Source organism: Pseudomonas trutticola BRTCR10, assembly GCF_056155105.1.
In genome coordinates, this window is record NZ_CM149552.1 from 5,337,083 (window position 1) to 5,351,139 (window position 14,057).

A 14,057-nucleotide genomic window follows, 5' to 3' on the forward strand; every position below is an offset into this window, starting at 1 on the left:
AATCGCAGCGGTGACGAAGAGGGCTGCCATTTCGACAACGGGGTGGTGACACCTGAACAGACGGCGCAAAACTCAGGTGAACTCGAAGGTATCCGCATCCAGATTCGCCGGAAAGCGCTCGCGGTACGCCGCCAGTGGCGCCGCTTCCAACACTGCCTTGAACACGCCGTCAGCCTCCCCCGCCGCCAGCAACATCTCGCCCTGGAAATCCAGTACCTGACTGTCACCGGTGTAGGCAAAGCCCTTGCCGTCGGTCCCCACGCGATTCACCGCCGCCACGTAGCAGAGGTTTTCAATCGCTCGCGCTGGCAGCAAACGGTTCCAGTGCAGACGCCGGGCACCCGGCCAGTTGGCGGTGTACAGCAGCAGATCGGTGTCCTGGGCGTCGCGACTCCATACCGGGAAGCGCAGGTCGTAGCAAATCAGCGGGCGGATGCGCCAACCCTTGAGCTCGAACTGCACTTGGCGCTCGCCGGGGGTGTAATGGTTGTGCTCGCCGGCCATGCGAAACAGATGACGCTTGTCGTAATGCAGCACTTCGCCATCGGGACGTGCCCACAGCAGACGATTGCGATGGCTGCCGTCAGCCGCCTGAATGATCACGCTGCCGGTGATCACCGCGTTGAGTTTCGCCGCCTGCGCCTTGAGCCATTTGCTGGTCGGGCCGTTTTCGGCTTCGGCGAGGGTTGCCGACTCCATCGAGAAGCCAGTGGTGAACATTTCCGGCAGGATAATCAGATCTGCCCCACGCGCCTGTTCCAGCAATGCGTCGAAGTGCTCAAGGTTGGCCTGACGGTCGTGCCAGGCCAGGCTGGTCTGGATCAACGCCAGATTGAGGTCGGGCAACGTACTCAGATCGCGCATAGTTTTGCCGCCGCTTCGCGCAGCGTCTCCTCGCGTTTGGCAAAGCACAGACGCACCAGGCGCTGGCCTTCAGGCGGGTTCTGGTAGAACACCGACACCGGAATACTCGCCACGCCGTGTTCGCGGGTCATCCATGTCGCCATCTCGACATCGTTCAGCTCGGGACGGATCTGCGAATAGTCGACCAACTGGAAATAGGTGCCAGCAACACGGGTGAAGCTGAACCGCGACGAAGCCAATAGATCGCAGAACAGATCGCGCTTGGCCTGATAGAACCCCGGCAGCTCTTCAACGTGTTCCGGATGTTCGGCCATGTAATCGGCCAAGGCGTATTGCAACGGCGTGACCCCGCAGAAACTGACGTACTGGTGCACCTTGCGCAACTCGGCGTTCAGCGCGGGGGGCGCGACGACGTAACCGGTTTTCCAGCCAGTGACGTGGTAGGTCTTGCCGAACGAGCTGACCACGAACGCGCGCTGATACAGCTCTTCATGGGCTAGCACACTGACATGCGGCACGCCGTCGAACACCAGATGTTCGTAGACTTCGTCGCTGATCAGGTAGATGTCGCGGTCGCGAATCAATGCCGCCAGTTGATCCAGCTCGGCGCGGCTGATCAATGCGCCGCTGGGGTTGTGCGGGGTGTTGATGACGATCATTTTCGTGCGCGGGCTCAGGGCCGCCGCGAGCTTGTCGAAATCGATGGAGAAATCGTTCGGGTTCAGTTGCACATGCACACACCGACCGCCTGCCAACTCCGTCGCCGGCTCGTAGCTGTCGTAGCAAGGGTCGAACACGATGACTTCGTCGCCGTTGTGGATAACCGCCTGAATCGCACAGAAGATCGCTTGGGTGGCGCCCGGCGTCACCGTCACCTCAGTGTCGGCATCCACCTTCACGCCGTAGCTGCGAGCGATCTTCGCCGCAATCTGCTCACGCAGTGCCGGCAGGCCGGTCATCGGCGAATACTGGTTGTGGCCACTGGCGATATGCCGTCCCACCGCGTCGCGCAACGACTGCGGGCCGTCGAAATCAGGGAAACCCTGGGACAGGTTGATGGCTCCGGTCTGCGCCGCGAGCTGAGACATCTGCGTGAAAATAGTGATGCCGACATTCGGCAGCTTACTGGTGATCATCGGGGGTTCCCTGCTCAACACCCGGCTCTGACGGCGGCGCGGGAGAGCCCGAGGATAGCCCATCCGACGCCCATAAAAAAAGGGCGCCTACCGGCGCCCTTCTCTTTCAACGATCGTTCCCACGCTCTGCGTGGGAATGCGGCCTTGGACGCTCTGCGTCCGCAGCTTTTGTGACGCAGAGCGTCACGGGATACATTCCCACGCGGAGCATGGGAACGATCAACGGCCAGCGACCTTACTTCTTGTCGCGGCGCTTCTTGCTGGCCTTCTTGTTGTGCGACATCAAGCGACGCTTCTTGTTGACCTGGCGGTCGGTCAGCGTGTTCTTGTTGCCTTCGTACGGGTTCTCGCCGCCCTTGAACTCGATGCGAATCGGCGTACCGACCAGCTTCAGCACGCGGCGATAAGTGTTCTCCAGATAGCGCACGTACGACTTCGGCACTTTCTCGATCTGGTTACCGTGAATCACGATGATCGGCGGGTTCGCACCACCCAAGTGGGCGTAACGCAGCTTGATCCGGCGGTTGTTGACCATCGGTGGCGCGTGTTCGCCAACCGCGTCTTCGAGAATCTGGGTCAGACGGTTGGTCGGCCAGCGGGTGACCGCCGACTTGAACGAGTTCTGCACGGAAGCGTAGAGGTTGCCCACGCCAGTACCGTGCAAGGCCGAGATGAAGTGGATGTCGGCGTAATCAACGAAGAACAGTCGACGTTGCAGCTCGACCTTCACGAAGTCGCGCTCGCTCGGCGTCATGCCGTCCCACTTGTTGATCGCGATAACCAGCGCACGACCCGATTCGATGGCGAAGCCCAACAGGTTGAGGTCGTGATCGACCACGCCTTCGCGGGCGTCCATCACGAAGATCACCACGTTGGCGTCTTTGATCGCCTGCAGGGTTTTGACCACGGAGAACTTTTCGACTTCTTCGTGGATCTTGCCGCGCTTGCGCACACCTGCGGTGTCGATCAGCGTGTACTTCTCTTCATTCCGTTCGAACGGGATGTAGATACTGTCACGCGTGGTGCCGGGTTGGTCGTAGACGATGACCCGGTCTTCACCAAGCATGCGGTTGACCAGCGTCGATTTGCCGACGTTCGGACGGCCGATGATGGCGATCTTGATCCCGTCTTTTTCGCTCGGGCCAGGAATGCGCTTGGCTTCCTCGCCTTCGGCGACGATCTCTTCTTCTTCGCCTTCAGCAGGCTCGTCATCATCACGCGGGAAATCGCTCAGGGCGGCTTCCAGCAATTGCGTGATGCCGCGACCGTGAGCACCGGCGATCGGGATCGCGTGGCCCATGCCCAGCGGGGCGAACTCGGCGCGAGCCATTTCCGGGTCGATGTTGTCGACCTTGTTGGCGACCACGTGGGAACGCTTGTTACGTTTGCGCAGGTGCTCGGCGATCATCTGGTCGGCGGCGGTGAAACCGGCCTTGGCATCTACCAGGAACAGAACAACATCTGCCTCTTCAATGGCCAGCAGCGACTGCTCGGCCATTTTTTCGTCCATACCGTGCTCGTCACCGGAGATACCGCCGGTGTCGATCAGAATGTAGGAACGCCCTTGCCACTTGGCCTCACCGTACTGGCGATCACGGGTCAGACCGGACAAGTCGCCGACGATGGCGTCGCGAGTCCTGGTCAGGCGGTTGAACAAGGTGGATTTGCCGACGTTCGGTCGGCCCACCAGGGCGATTACGGGAACCATGCGGCTCTCCACTTCGTTATTTCAGAAAATACAAAAGCCGCTGCGAGGCAGCGGCTGGTGCTCGGGGCAACACCCATGGGTGCTGCAAGCCTTGTAAATACAAGGCCGCTTGGGGATTAACCCCAAGCATAGTTGTTACTTGATGGTCAGGGCTTCCAGTTTGCCGCTGTTGCCATACACATAAATCGTGTCACCCACCACCAGCGGACGGGCACGCAGGCCGTCGCTGTCGATGCGCTCACGGCCGACGAAACGACCGTCAACCTGACTCAGCAGGTGCAGATAACCTTCCAGGTCACCCACTGCCACGTAGCTGGAGAACACTTCCGGAGCCGACAACTGACGGCGAGCCAGCGAATCGTTGCTCCACAGCGCAGTGGTGGAACGCTCGTCGACGCCTTCAACGGTGCCCGAGGACAGGCTCACGTAAACGCTGCCGAAACCCTGGGCAATACCGGCGTAGCTCGACGCATCGCGCTGCCAGAGTTGACGACCGCTCTCCAGATCCAGTGCCGCCACGCGACCCTGATAGCTGGCAACGTACAGCGTACCGCCGGACAGCAGCAGGCCGCCGTCGATGTCGACCACGCGCTCCAGTTCCGAACGACCCTGTGGAATCGCGATCCGTTGTTCCCACACCGGCACGCCGTTGGAGATGTCCAGAGCGACCACTTTGCCGGTCGACAGGCCAGCCACCGCGAGGCGGTTGGTCACCAGCGGTGCACTGGTGCCACGCAGGGTCAGAACGGCAGGCGTGCTGTCATACACCCAGCGTTGCGTACCGGTGGAGGCATCCAGACCGATCAGACGATCGTCCTGAGTCTGAACCACCACCACGTCGCCGTTGTTGGCCGGCGGCGCAAGGACTTCGCTGTTGACGCGAGCACGCCACTTCTCTTCACCATTGCTGGTGTCCAGAGCGACCACTTCGCCACGCAGAGTGCCGATCAGAACCAGACCGTAACCTACGCCAACGGCGCCGGAGACAGGCAGATCAAGATCCTGCTTCCACTTCACGTCGCCATTGCCACGATCCATGGCCATCACCACGCCGGTCACATCGGCGGCGTAGATGGTGTCACCGTCGATCGCCGGCACCAGCATGTTGTAGGTTTCGCCCTGACCGTCACCGATCGAACGACTCCACTGCTTGTGCAGAACCACTTCTTCTTTGAAGTCGGTCAGTTCAGCCGGTGGCAATTCTTTTTTACTGTTGCTGCTGCAACCCGCGGCCAGAAGGGCCAGAGCCAGCAATGCTGCATGCTTCCAACGGATCACGTCACGCATCCCCTTTGGCCAGGTCGTCAAGCTTGATTTGAAGGCCACCGACCGCCGCTTCATCCGACAGTGCCGCCTTGGCTTTTTGATACGCTTTGTTCGCGTCATCGGTACGGCCCAGCTGTACCAGCAGGTCGCCCTTGAGTTCTTCGCGAGTGGCCAGGAACGCTTTGTCGGCGTCGCCGTCGAGCAGTTTCAGGGCGTCTTCGGCCTTGTTCTGCGCGCCGAGCACCTGCGCCAGACGCTGACGGGCGATTTCGCCCAGCGCCGGGTTGGCCGGTTTGTCGACGATGGTTTTCAGCTCGGTCGCGGCGTCGTCCAGCTTGCCGCTGTCGACTGCAACCTTGGCCACGAACAGGCTGCCGTACTGTGCGTAGGCAGAACCGCCGAACTCGCTGTTGAGCTTGCCGGCCAGATCTGCAACACGGGCAACATCAGGCTTGCCGTCAGGCGTCAGCGTGGTTTCCAGCAATTGCTGATAGAGCACCGAAGCACCTTGCGACTGGTTGCTCTGATACTTGTGATAAGCCTGCCAGCCGAACACGATGACCAGCGCCAACAGGCCGCCGGTGACCAGAGGTTTGCCGTTGCGTGTCCACCAGTCCTTCAAATCCGCCAACTGTTCGTCTTCGGTACTCGACACCCCAATACTCCTTAATCGCTAAATCGGCTGTTTAGACAGCTTCAACCCTGCACGACGCAGGTGGCCAGGTGAGCGGCGAGCGCATCCCAGGCAATGCTTTGTTGTTCGCCCTGGCCACGCAGGGGTTTGAAACCTACCACTTGCTGGGCCATTTCGTCGTCACCGAGGATCAGTGCGTACAGCGCACCGCTCTTGTCGGCCTTCTTGAACTGGCTCTTGAAGCTACCGGCGCCGGCATTGACTTGCAGGCGCAGGTTTGGAAGTTGATCGCGAACACGTTCGGCCAGTTTCAGACCGGCCAGCTCGGCCGCTTCACCGAAGGCGCAGAGGTAGACATCGACCTGACGGGAGATTTCTTCCGGGATCTGCTCAAGGGTTTCGAGCATCAGCACCAGGCGCTCGATACCCATGGCGAAACCGACGCCAGTGGTTGGCTTGCCACCCATCTGCTCGACCAGACCGTCATAACGGCCGCCCGCGCACACAGTCCCCTGGGCACCCAGCTTGTCGGTGACCCACTCAAAAACGGTTTTGCTGTAGTAATCGAGGCCACGCACCAGCTTCGGGTTGAGCACGTAAGGAATGCCGACGGCATCCAGACGGGCCTTCAAGCCTTCGAAGTGGGCACGGGATTCGTCGTCGAGGTAGTCGGCCATTTTCGGCGCATCGACCAGCACGGCCTGGGTGTCGGCATTTTTGGTGTCGAGCACGCGCAGCGGGTTGGTTTTCAGACGACGCTGGCTGTCTTCGTCGAGCTTGTCGTGGTGCGCCGAGAGGTACTCGACCAGCGCTTCACGATAACGACCACGGGACTCGCTGGTGCCGAGGCTGTTGAGTTCGAGTTTGACCGCATCACGAATGCCCAGCTCGCCCCACAGGCGCCAGGTCATGATGATCAGTTCGGCATCGATGTCCGGACCGTCGAGGTTGAACACCTCAAGACCGATCTGGTGGAACTGGCGATAACGGCCTTTTTGCGGACGCTCGTGGCGGAACATCGGGCCGATGTACCAAAGCTTCTGCACCTGACCACCGCCGGTGATGCCGTGCTCGAGCACAGCGCGCACGCACGCGGCAGTGCCTTCCGGACGCAGGGTCAGGGAGTCGCCGTTGCGGTCTTCGAAGGTGTACATCTCCTTTTCGACGATGTCGGTCACTTCACCGATGGAGCGCTTGAACAGCTCGGTGAACTCGACGATCGGCATGCGGATCTGCTTGTAACCGTAGTTATCCAGCAGGCGCGCAACGGTGCTCTCGAAATAGCGCCACAGCGGGGTCTGCTCGGGCAGGATGTCGTTCATGCCACGAATGGCTTGCAGAGACTTGCTCACTTTAAATCCTTAAATTCGTTCGGCTTTCAGTCAGGCTCAGCCGCGCGCGATAACCGCTGCGTCAGCTTCGACCTTTTCGGCCGCTTTCTCGCGGATCAGCCTTTCCAGCTCGTCCACCAGATTGTCATTCGTCAGTTTCTGCGACGGCTTGCCGTCGATGTAAATCAGGTTTGGCGTGCCGCCGGTCAAGCCGATATGGGCTTCCTTGGCTTCGCCGGGGCCGTTGACCACACAACCGATCACCGCGACATCCAGCGGCACCAGCAGGTCTTCAAGGCGCCCTTCCAGCTCGTTCATGGTCTTGACCACATCGAAGTTCTGCCGCGAGCAGCTCGGGCAGGCGATGAAGTTGATGCCACGGGAACGCAGATGCAAAGACTTGAGAATGTCGTAACCGACCTTCACTTCCTCGACCGGGTCGGCCGCCAGCGAGATGCGGATAGTATCGCCAATCCCCTCGGCGAGCAGCATACCTAGGCCCACGGCGGATTTCACTGTGCCCGAACGCAATCCACCGGCTTCGGTGATGCCCAGGTGCAGCGGCTGAACGATTTCCTTGGCCAGCAAACGGTAGGCTTCGACGGCCATGAACACGTCGGAGGCCTTCACGCTGACCTTGAAGTCCTGGAAATTCAGGCGTTCGAGGTGCTCGACGTGGCGCAGAGCGGACTCGACCAGCGCGGCTGGGGTTGGCTCGCCGTACTTCTTTTGCAGGTCTTTTTCCAGCGAACCGGCGTTGACGCCGATGCGGATCGGAATCCCGCGATCACGGGCGGCATCGACCACGGCACGCACGCGGTCTTCACGACCGATGTTGCCCGGGTTGATCCGCAGGCAGTCCACACCCAGTTCGGCTACGCGCAAAGCGATCTTGTAGTCGAAGTGAATGTCGGCAACCAACGGCACCTTGACCAGTTGCTTGATTCGGCCGAACGCCTCGGCGGCGTCCATGTCCGGCACCGATACGCGGACGATGTCGACACCGGCGGCTTCCAGACGATTGATCTGCGCAACGGTGGCGGCAACATCATTGGTGTCGCTGTTGGTCATGCTCTGCACAGCGATCGGCGCATCGCCGCCCACCGGCACATTGCCGACCCAGATCTTGCGCGAAACGCGACGTTTGATTGGAGATTCGCCGTGCATGACTTATTGACCCAACTTCAGGCGAGCAGTCTCGCCACTGGTGAACGGAGCGACATCGACCGGCTGGCCGTTGTAGCTGACCTGCGCGCCACGGGCATAGCCCAGGCGCACGGCAAACGGTGGCTTGCCGGCAACCGCCAGGCTGTCGCCTTTACGCTTCAGGCCACTGAACAGAACTTTGCCGCTGCCGTCGCTGACCTGGGTCCAGCAATCGGCGACGAACTGCACCGACACCTGGCCTTGACCGGCCACCGGAGCGGCTGCGGCAGGAGCGTTGACCGTCGGGGCCACTGGCGCGGTGACAGTCGGCGCTGGCGTGCTCGGAACAGTTGGTGCCGGAGTAGCAGGCGTGGCAACAACCGGGGCGGGCGTATGAACCGGTGCTGCGGGCGTTGCGCTCGGAGCAGCTGGAGCAACCTGTGCAGTTGCTGGCGCAGCAGGCTCGGCACCGGTCGATTCAGCGGTGGTTTCCGACTGCGGCAGGGCCAGAGCGGTCGCGCCCTCGGCCTGACCTTCAGCGACAGCCTGATCTTCCGGCTCGTCGATCGGGTGAATCTGGGTGGTGCCATCGGCGCCTTCGACTTCGACGTGCTCCGGGGCCAGAGTGGTCAAGTCTTTGCTCCGCAGCGAGGTCTGATCCTGCCACCAGACGAAACCGCCGCCGATGACCGCGATCAGCAACAGCAGGCTGACGATACGCAAAATAGTGTGGGAAACCCGCACCGGCTCTTCGATACGGCCCAGCGCATGGACGTTGCTGCCCTGGGAATCGGTGCCGGTGGACTGGTCGAATTGCTGAACCAGAACGGTCTGATCCATACCGAGCAACTTGGCATAGGCGCGAATGTAACCGCGAGCGAAGGTATGCCCCGGCAGCTTGTCGAAAGCGCCGGCTTCAAGATTGCTCAGGGAAGTCACGGTGAGGTTGAGCTTGAGGGCCACTTCGGCCAGCGACCAGCCATTGCTTTCGCGGGCCTGGCGCAGGGTCTCACCGGGGTTAACGCGATTCGCTGCTACAACTTCGGGATGCGCCGCTTTCATCATTGCTCCGACAGGTATTGCTGATATTCCGGCGTACCGGGATAGAGTCGTTTTAATTGCAGGCCGTAACTGGCGGCCTTGTCGCGATCTTCAAACACTTTTGCCAGCCGAACGCCGAGCAATAGACTACGTGCATTTTGCTCGGTTAGCAGGCTGAAACGGTCGTAATAGTCACGCGCGGGCACATAATGCCTGTCTTCGAAGGACAACTCAGCCATTTCCAGCAATGCACGCGGTTGTTGACGGTTCAAACGCAGGGCCTTTTCCAGCTGCTGCTGCGCCAACTCACGCTGCCCCAGCTTGGATGCGGTCATGCCTAGATTCTCGAACACACGCGAACGCTCAGGATACAGGGTATCGGCGGCGGCCTGTTCAAAACGCTCGTAGGCTTCCTTGTAACGCTGTTCTTCGTAGAGAAAACTGCCGTAGTTGTTGAGGATGCGCGCATCAGCGGGACGGGAGGACAAGGCTTTGCGGAAGTGCTCGTCGGCCAGATTCGGCTCCATTTCGGCCTGAAACACCAGACCGAGGGCAGCATTGGCGTCGGGATCGGAGCTATCCAGATCCAGTGCTTTCTTCAGCGGCACCTTGGCCCGCTCGGTCATGCCCTGCTGCAAATACCCCAGCCCCAACTGCACATAGGCAGCCCGCGCTTCATCGCGGCCCTTGCTGGTCTTCATCGGGTTGTAGTCACCCGACAGGACACAACCAGCACTCAGGCTGGCCAACAGCAACAGCAGCGCAAAGCGCAGGGACATAGAGATCCTCTCTTAGTTAGTGTTCGCGGCGTTCTGTGCCAGATCGCTGTCGGCGCTCAACTCACGCACGGCGATGTAACGTTCGCTGCGACGGGTGCGATCCAGCACCTGACCTACCAATTGACCACATGCGGCATCGATGTCTTCACCACGGGTGGTGCGGACAGTGACGTTGAAACCGGCCTGATGCAACTGATCCTGGAAACGACGGATCGCGTTGTTGCTTGGCCGCTCGTACCCGGAGTGCGGGAACGGGTTGAACGGAATCAGGTTGATCTTGCACGGAATATTCTTCAGCAGCTCGATCATCTCAACGGCGTGTTCGACCTTGTCGTTGATGTCCTTGAGCAAGGTGTACTCGATGGTCAGCACACGTTTCTCGCCCAGGGACGACATGTAGCGCTGGCACGACTCGAGCAGCATCTTAAGCGGATACTTCTTGTTGATCGGCACCAATTGGTTACGCAATGCGTCATTCGGTGCATGCAGGGACAACGCCAGGGATACGTCGATGTGCTTGGCCAGCTCATCGATCATCGGCACCACACCCGAGGTGGACAGGGTCACGCGGCGCTTGGAGATCCCGTAGCCCAGATCATCCATCATCAGATGCATGGCGGCGACGACGTTGTCGAAGTTCAGCAGCGGCTCACCCATACCCATCATCACCACGTTGGTGATGGCACGGTCGACGGTGGCCGGGACACTGCCGAAAGATTTGTTGGCAATCCACACCTGACCGATGACTTCGGCGGCGGTGAGGTTGCTATTGAAGCCTTGCTTGCCGGTGGAGCAGAAACTGCAATCCAGGGCACAGCCTGCCTGGGACGAAACGCACAAAGTGCCGCGTTTGCCCTGGGGAATGTACACGGTCTCGACGCAGCTGCCGGACGCCACGCGCACCACCCATTTACGGGTGCCGTCGCTGGAGATGTCCTCGCTGACCACTTCCGGACCACGGACCTCAGCAATCGCCTTGAGCTTGTCGCGCAAGGCTTTGCTGACGTTCGTCATGGCGTCGAAATCATCGACGCCAAAGTGGTGAATCCATTTCATTACCTGACCGGCACGGAAACGCTTCTCCCCGATTGAGTCGAAGAATTTTTCCATTTCCGGCTGGGTCAGACCCAGCAGGTTTGTTTTAACAGTCGATGTAGTCATGGATTCACCTTCACTCTTTAAGCAATGCTTAGCGAGTGGTTACTTCAGTAGCTGCGAAGAAGTACGAGATTTCGCGAGCAGCAGCGGCTTCGGAGTCCGAACCGTGCACGGCGTTGGCGTCGATCGACTCAGCGAAGTCAGCACGGATGGTGCCAGCAGCAGCTTCTTTAGGGTTGGTAGCGCCCATCAGCTCACGGTTGCGAGCGATAGCGTTTTCGCCTTCCAGAACCTGAACAACTACTGGACCGGAGATCATGAAAGCAACCAGGTCACCGAAGAAACCGCGCTCTTTGTGCTCAGCGTAGAAGCCTTCAGCTTCGGCTTTGGACAGCTGCTTCATTTTCGAAGCAACAACTTTCAGACCAGCCTTTTCGAAACGGGTAACGATTTCGCCGGCAGCGCCTTTAGCAACGGCGTCAGGCTTGATGATGGAGAAAGTACGTTGAACAGCCATGGTGTAACTCCAGAAACAGTAATTTGCGAAAAATTAAACCCGCGAATTATACGCGGGTTCTTGGGTATTGCCTAACCTGCGAGACGATCAGTCCAATTCTTTGGCCCAGAGCTCCTGAACCGCTTCCAGCACCTTCTCGCCGACACGGCCAGAAGTGCTGTCGAAGTCAGGCAGATCCAGGATCATCTGCTGCAAACGGACAAAACCTACAGAATACGGATCGACGCCGGCATGGGCCTCGGCCAGTTCTTCTGCAATACGTTGAACATCATTCCAACCGTAGCTCATGACAGTCTTACCAGTCAGTGCGGCGCTTCGGCCGCATGGTTAAGCGAATATTTCGGAATTTCGACGGTGATGTCTTCTTCACCGACGATAGCCTGACAGGCCAGGCGCGATTGCGCTTCCAGACCCCAGGCACGATCGAGGAAGTCTTCTTCCAGCTCGTCAGCCTCTTCCATCGAGTCGAAACCCTCGCGGATGATGCAGTGGCAAGTGGTGCAAGCGCAGACGCCGCCGCAGGCGCTCTCCATCTCGATGTGGTGTTCGTGGGCCAGTTCGAGAATCGATGTGCCGGGCGCAGCCTCGACCACCATGCCTTCAGGGCAGAACTTCTCGTGGGGCAGAAAAATGACCTGCGGCATCAGATATCCTCGATTTCATTCAGATTGCGCCCCGACAGAGCGGCTTTCACCGTCAGATCCATGCGGCGGGCAGCAAAAGCATCGGTCACTTGCGACAGACGCTTGGTCTGCTGCTCGATGGCGTAACCATCGGTACCTTTCATCAGTTCGGTGAGTTCCTGCACTTGCAGGTCGATGACCATGCGTTCTTCGGCGTCGAGCAAACGCTCGCCATCAGCCTCCAGAGCGCCCTGCACCGCTTCGATCAAGCGCTGGGCATCGACTTGCTGCTCACGCAGGACGCGGGCGACTTTGTCGTCATTGGCGTGCTGGAACGAATCTTTGAGCATCTTGGCGATTTCGCCGTCGGTCAGACCGTAGGACGGCTTGACCTGAATGCTCGCCTCAACGCCCGAACCCAGTTCACGGGCGGAAACGCTGAGCAGACCGTCGGCATCGACCTGGAAGGTCACGCGAATCTTCGCCGCGCCAGCCACCATTGCTGGAATGCCACGCAATTCGAAGCGCGCCAGCGAACGGCAGTCACTGATCAGCTCGCGCTCACCCTGCAGTACATGGATCGCCATGGCCGACTGGCCATCTTTATAAGTAGTGAAATCTTGTGCGCGAGCGACGGGGATTGTGGTGTTGCGCGGGATCACCTTCTCCATCAGACCGCCCATGGTTTCCAGCCCCAGGGACAGCGGAATCACGTCGAGCAGCAGCAGTTCGCCGCCATCGCGCTTGTTGCCAGCCAGTGTATCGGCCTGGATCGCGGCACCGATGGCCACCACTTGATCCGGATCGATTTCAGTCAAAGGCTGACGACCGAAAGCTTCGGCAACGGCTTCGCGAACACGTGGAACGCGAGTCGAACCGCCGACCATGACCACGGCGTGCACGTCTTCCAGTTCGATGCCGGAATCGCGAACGGCGCGGCGGCAGGCTTTCAGGCTGCGCGCGACCATCGGCTCGATCAGCGCATCGAAGGCTTCGCGGGTCAGTTGCGCCTTCCAGTCGCCGTAGGCCACTTCAACGCTGGCAGCATCGGTCAGGGCTTCTTTGGCCGCGCATGCGGTTTGCAGCAGATTACGCTGTGCGCCCGGATCGAGGTCAGCGGACAGGCCCGCGCTCTCGATGATCCAGCCGGCAATCGCGTGATCGAAATCATCGCCACCCAGCGCGCTGTCGCCGCCAGTGGCCAGAACCTCGAAAACACCGCCAGTCAGACGCAGAATCGAAATATCGAAGGTGCCGCCGCCCAGGTCGTAGATCGCAACAAGCCCTTCGGCGTGCTGATCCAGACCGTAAGCCACAGCGGCCGCCGTCGGCTCGTTAAGCAGACGCAACACGTTCAGACCGGCGAGTTTGGCCGCATCTTTGGTGGCCTGACGTTGAGCATCGTCGAAGTACGCCGGAACGGTGATCACCGCACCAACCAATTCGCCACCCAAGGTCGCCTCAGCGCGCTGACGCAGCACCTTGAGAATATCGGCGGAAACTTCGACCGGGCTTTTCGGGCCTTGCACGGTGTCGATGAACGGCATGTGCGATTCGCCACCAACAAAGCGGTACGGCAGTTGCTCGCCCAATTGCTTGACGTCGGACAGACCACGACCCATCAAGCGCTTGACCGAGAGCACAGTGTTCAAAGGATCGGAGGACGCAGCCAGCTTGGCCGATTCACCGACTTCGACGCGGTCGGCGTGATAACGCACGGCGGACGGCAGGATGACCTGCCCGTTTGCGTCGGCCAGCGGTTCGGAAAGACCACTGCGCAACGCAGCGACCAGCGAATTGGTAGTGCCCAAGTCGATCCCCACAGCCAGACGACGCTGGTGCGGTTGAGGACTTTGGCCGGGTTCGGCGATCTGCAGTAGGGCCATCGTGATCAGGACTTATCTGTATATCAGG

The 14,057-nt window shown here is 60.0% G+C and carries 14 protein-coding genes; all 14 read right to left on the minus strand.

The features are described from left to right. Positions 1–72: 72 nt before the first annotated feature. Positions 73–864, minus strand: a complete 792-nt coding sequence (locus ACVVH8_RS24115) for an amidohydrolase (RefSeq protein WP_213026516.1) — start codon at positions 862–864, stop codon at positions 73–75. Next, positions 852–2,000: a pyridoxal phosphate-dependent aminotransferase gene (locus tag ACVVH8_RS24120; protein WP_475226737.1), complete on the minus strand. Its 1,149-nt coding sequence runs from the start codon at positions 1,998–2,000 to the stop codon at positions 852–854. Before ACVVH8_RS24120 ends, ACVVH8_RS24115 begins: the two co-directional genes overlap by 13 nt. Before the next feature lie 235 nt (positions 2,001–2,235). Next, on the minus strand, positions 2,236–3,708 hold the full coding sequence (gene der / locus ACVVH8_RS24125; RefSeq protein ID WP_090286015.1) for a ribosome biogenesis GTPase Der: 1,473 nt from the start codon (positions 3,706–3,708) through the stop codon (positions 2,236–2,238). A 135-nt stretch (positions 3,709–3,843) separates the two neighbouring features. Beyond that, complete coding sequence (gene bamB, locus ACVVH8_RS24130) at positions 3,844–4,995, minus strand: outer membrane protein assembly factor BamB (RefSeq protein WP_034156262.1); 1,152 nt, start codon at positions 4,993–4,995, stop codon at positions 3,844–3,846. After that, positions 4,988–5,629, minus strand: a complete 642-nt coding sequence (locus tag ACVVH8_RS24135) for a YfgM family protein (protein WP_103304544.1) — start codon at positions 5,627–5,629, stop codon at positions 4,988–4,990. Before ACVVH8_RS24135 ends, bamB begins: the two co-directional genes overlap by 8 nt. A gap of 41 nt (positions 5,630–5,670) precedes the next feature. Next, positions 5,671–6,960 (minus strand): histidine--tRNA ligase, encoded by a 1,290-nt coding sequence (gene hisS / locus ACVVH8_RS24140; protein WP_213026518.1) that lies wholly within the window; start codon positions 6,958–6,960, stop codon positions 5,671–5,673. A 36-nt stretch (positions 6,961–6,996) separates the two neighbouring features. Further along, positions 6,997–8,106 carry a flavodoxin-dependent (E)-4-hydroxy-3-methylbut-2-enyl-diphosphate synthase gene (ispG, locus tag ACVVH8_RS24145; protein WP_213026519.1) on the minus strand — a complete coding sequence of 370 codons (1,110 nt, stop codon included), beginning with the start codon at positions 8,104–8,106 and terminating at the stop codon, positions 6,997–6,999. Positions 8,107–8,109: 3 nt separating this feature from the next. Beyond that, positions 8,110–9,147, minus strand: a complete 1,038-nt coding sequence (locus ACVVH8_RS24150) for a RodZ domain-containing protein (RefSeq protein WP_475226740.1) — start codon at positions 9,145–9,147, stop codon at positions 8,110–8,112. Beyond that, positions 9,147–9,905: a type IV pilus biogenesis/stability protein PilW gene (gene pilW, locus ACVVH8_RS24155; protein ID WP_475226742.1), complete on the minus strand. Its 759-nt coding sequence runs from the start codon at positions 9,903–9,905 to the stop codon at positions 9,147–9,149. Before pilW ends, ACVVH8_RS24150 begins: the two co-directional genes overlap by 1 nt. A gap of 12 nt (positions 9,906–9,917) precedes the next feature. Next, entirely contained in the window at positions 9,918–11,066 is a 1,149-nt protein-coding gene (gene rlmN / locus ACVVH8_RS24160; RefSeq protein WP_103304539.1) for a dual-specificity RNA methyltransferase RlmN, read from the minus strand. 28 nt (positions 11,067–11,094) lie between these two features. Further along, positions 11,095–11,520 carry a nucleoside-diphosphate kinase gene (ndk, locus tag ACVVH8_RS24165; protein WP_003227894.1) on the minus strand — a complete coding sequence of 142 codons (426 nt, stop codon included), beginning with the start codon at positions 11,518–11,520 and terminating at the stop codon, positions 11,095–11,097. Positions 11,521–11,607: 87 nt separating this feature from the next. Continuing rightward, positions 11,608–11,808 carry a Fe-S cluster assembly protein IscX gene (gene iscX / locus ACVVH8_RS24170; RefSeq protein WP_077574428.1) on the minus strand — a complete coding sequence of 67 codons (201 nt, stop codon included), beginning with the start codon at positions 11,806–11,808 and terminating at the stop codon, positions 11,608–11,610. Positions 11,809–11,822: 14 nt separating this feature from the next. Further along, positions 11,823–12,164, minus strand: a complete 342-nt coding sequence (gene fdx, locus ACVVH8_RS24175; RefSeq protein WP_007916885.1) for an ISC system 2Fe-2S type ferredoxin — start codon at positions 12,162–12,164, stop codon at positions 11,823–11,825. Further along, entirely contained in the window at positions 12,164–14,029 is a 1,866-nt protein-coding gene (gene hscA / locus ACVVH8_RS24180) for a Fe-S protein assembly chaperone HscA (protein ID WP_475226746.1), read from the minus strand. The genes fdx and hscA overlap by 1 nt, the downstream gene beginning before the upstream one ends. Positions 14,030–14,057: the final 28 nt, after the last annotated feature.

Excerpts from the sequence above, each read along its gene's own strand:
- ACVVH8_RS24115 (WP_213026516.1), bottom strand. The coding sequence starts at position 864 with ATGCGCGATCTGAGTACGTTGCCCGACCTCAATCTGGCGTTGATCCAG.
- ACVVH8_RS24120 (WP_475226737.1), bottom strand. The coding sequence starts at position 2,000 with ATGATCACCAGTAAGCTGCCGAATGTCGGCATCACTATTTTCACGCAG.
- der (WP_090286015.1), bottom strand. The coding sequence starts at position 3,708 with ATGGTTCCCGTAATCGCCCTGGTGGGCCGACCGAACGTCGGCAAATCC.
- bamB (WP_034156262.1), bottom strand. The coding sequence starts at position 4,995 with ATGCGTGACGTGATCCGTTGGAAGCATGCAGCATTGCTGGCTCTGGCC.
- ispG (WP_213026519.1), bottom strand. The coding sequence starts at position 8,106 with ATGCACGGCGAATCTCCAATCAAACGTCGCGTTTCGCGCAAGATCTGG.
- ACVVH8_RS24150 (WP_475226740.1), bottom strand. The coding sequence starts at position 9,147 with ATGAAAGCGGCGCATCCCGAAGTTGTAGCAGCGAATCGCGTTAACCCC.
- pilW (WP_475226742.1), bottom strand. The coding sequence starts at position 9,905 with ATGTCCCTGCGCTTTGCGCTGCTGTTGCTGTTGGCCAGCCTGAGTGCT.
- rlmN (WP_103304539.1), bottom strand. The coding sequence starts at position 11,066 with ATGACTACATCGACTGTTAAAACAAACCTGCTGGGTCTGACCCAGCCG.
- ndk (WP_003227894.1), bottom strand. The coding sequence starts at position 11,520 with ATGGCTGTTCAACGTACTTTCTCCATCATCAAGCCTGACGCCGTTGCT.
- iscX (WP_077574428.1), bottom strand. The coding sequence starts at position 11,808 with ATGAGCTACGGTTGGAATGATGTTCAACGTATTGCAGAAGAACTGGCC.
- fdx (WP_007916885.1), bottom strand. The coding sequence starts at position 12,164 with ATGCCGCAGGTCATTTTTCTGCCCCACGAGAAGTTCTGCCCTGAAGGC.
- hscA (WP_475226746.1), bottom strand. The coding sequence starts at position 14,029 with ATGGCCCTACTGCAGATCGCCGAACCCGGCCAAAGTCCTCAACCGCAC.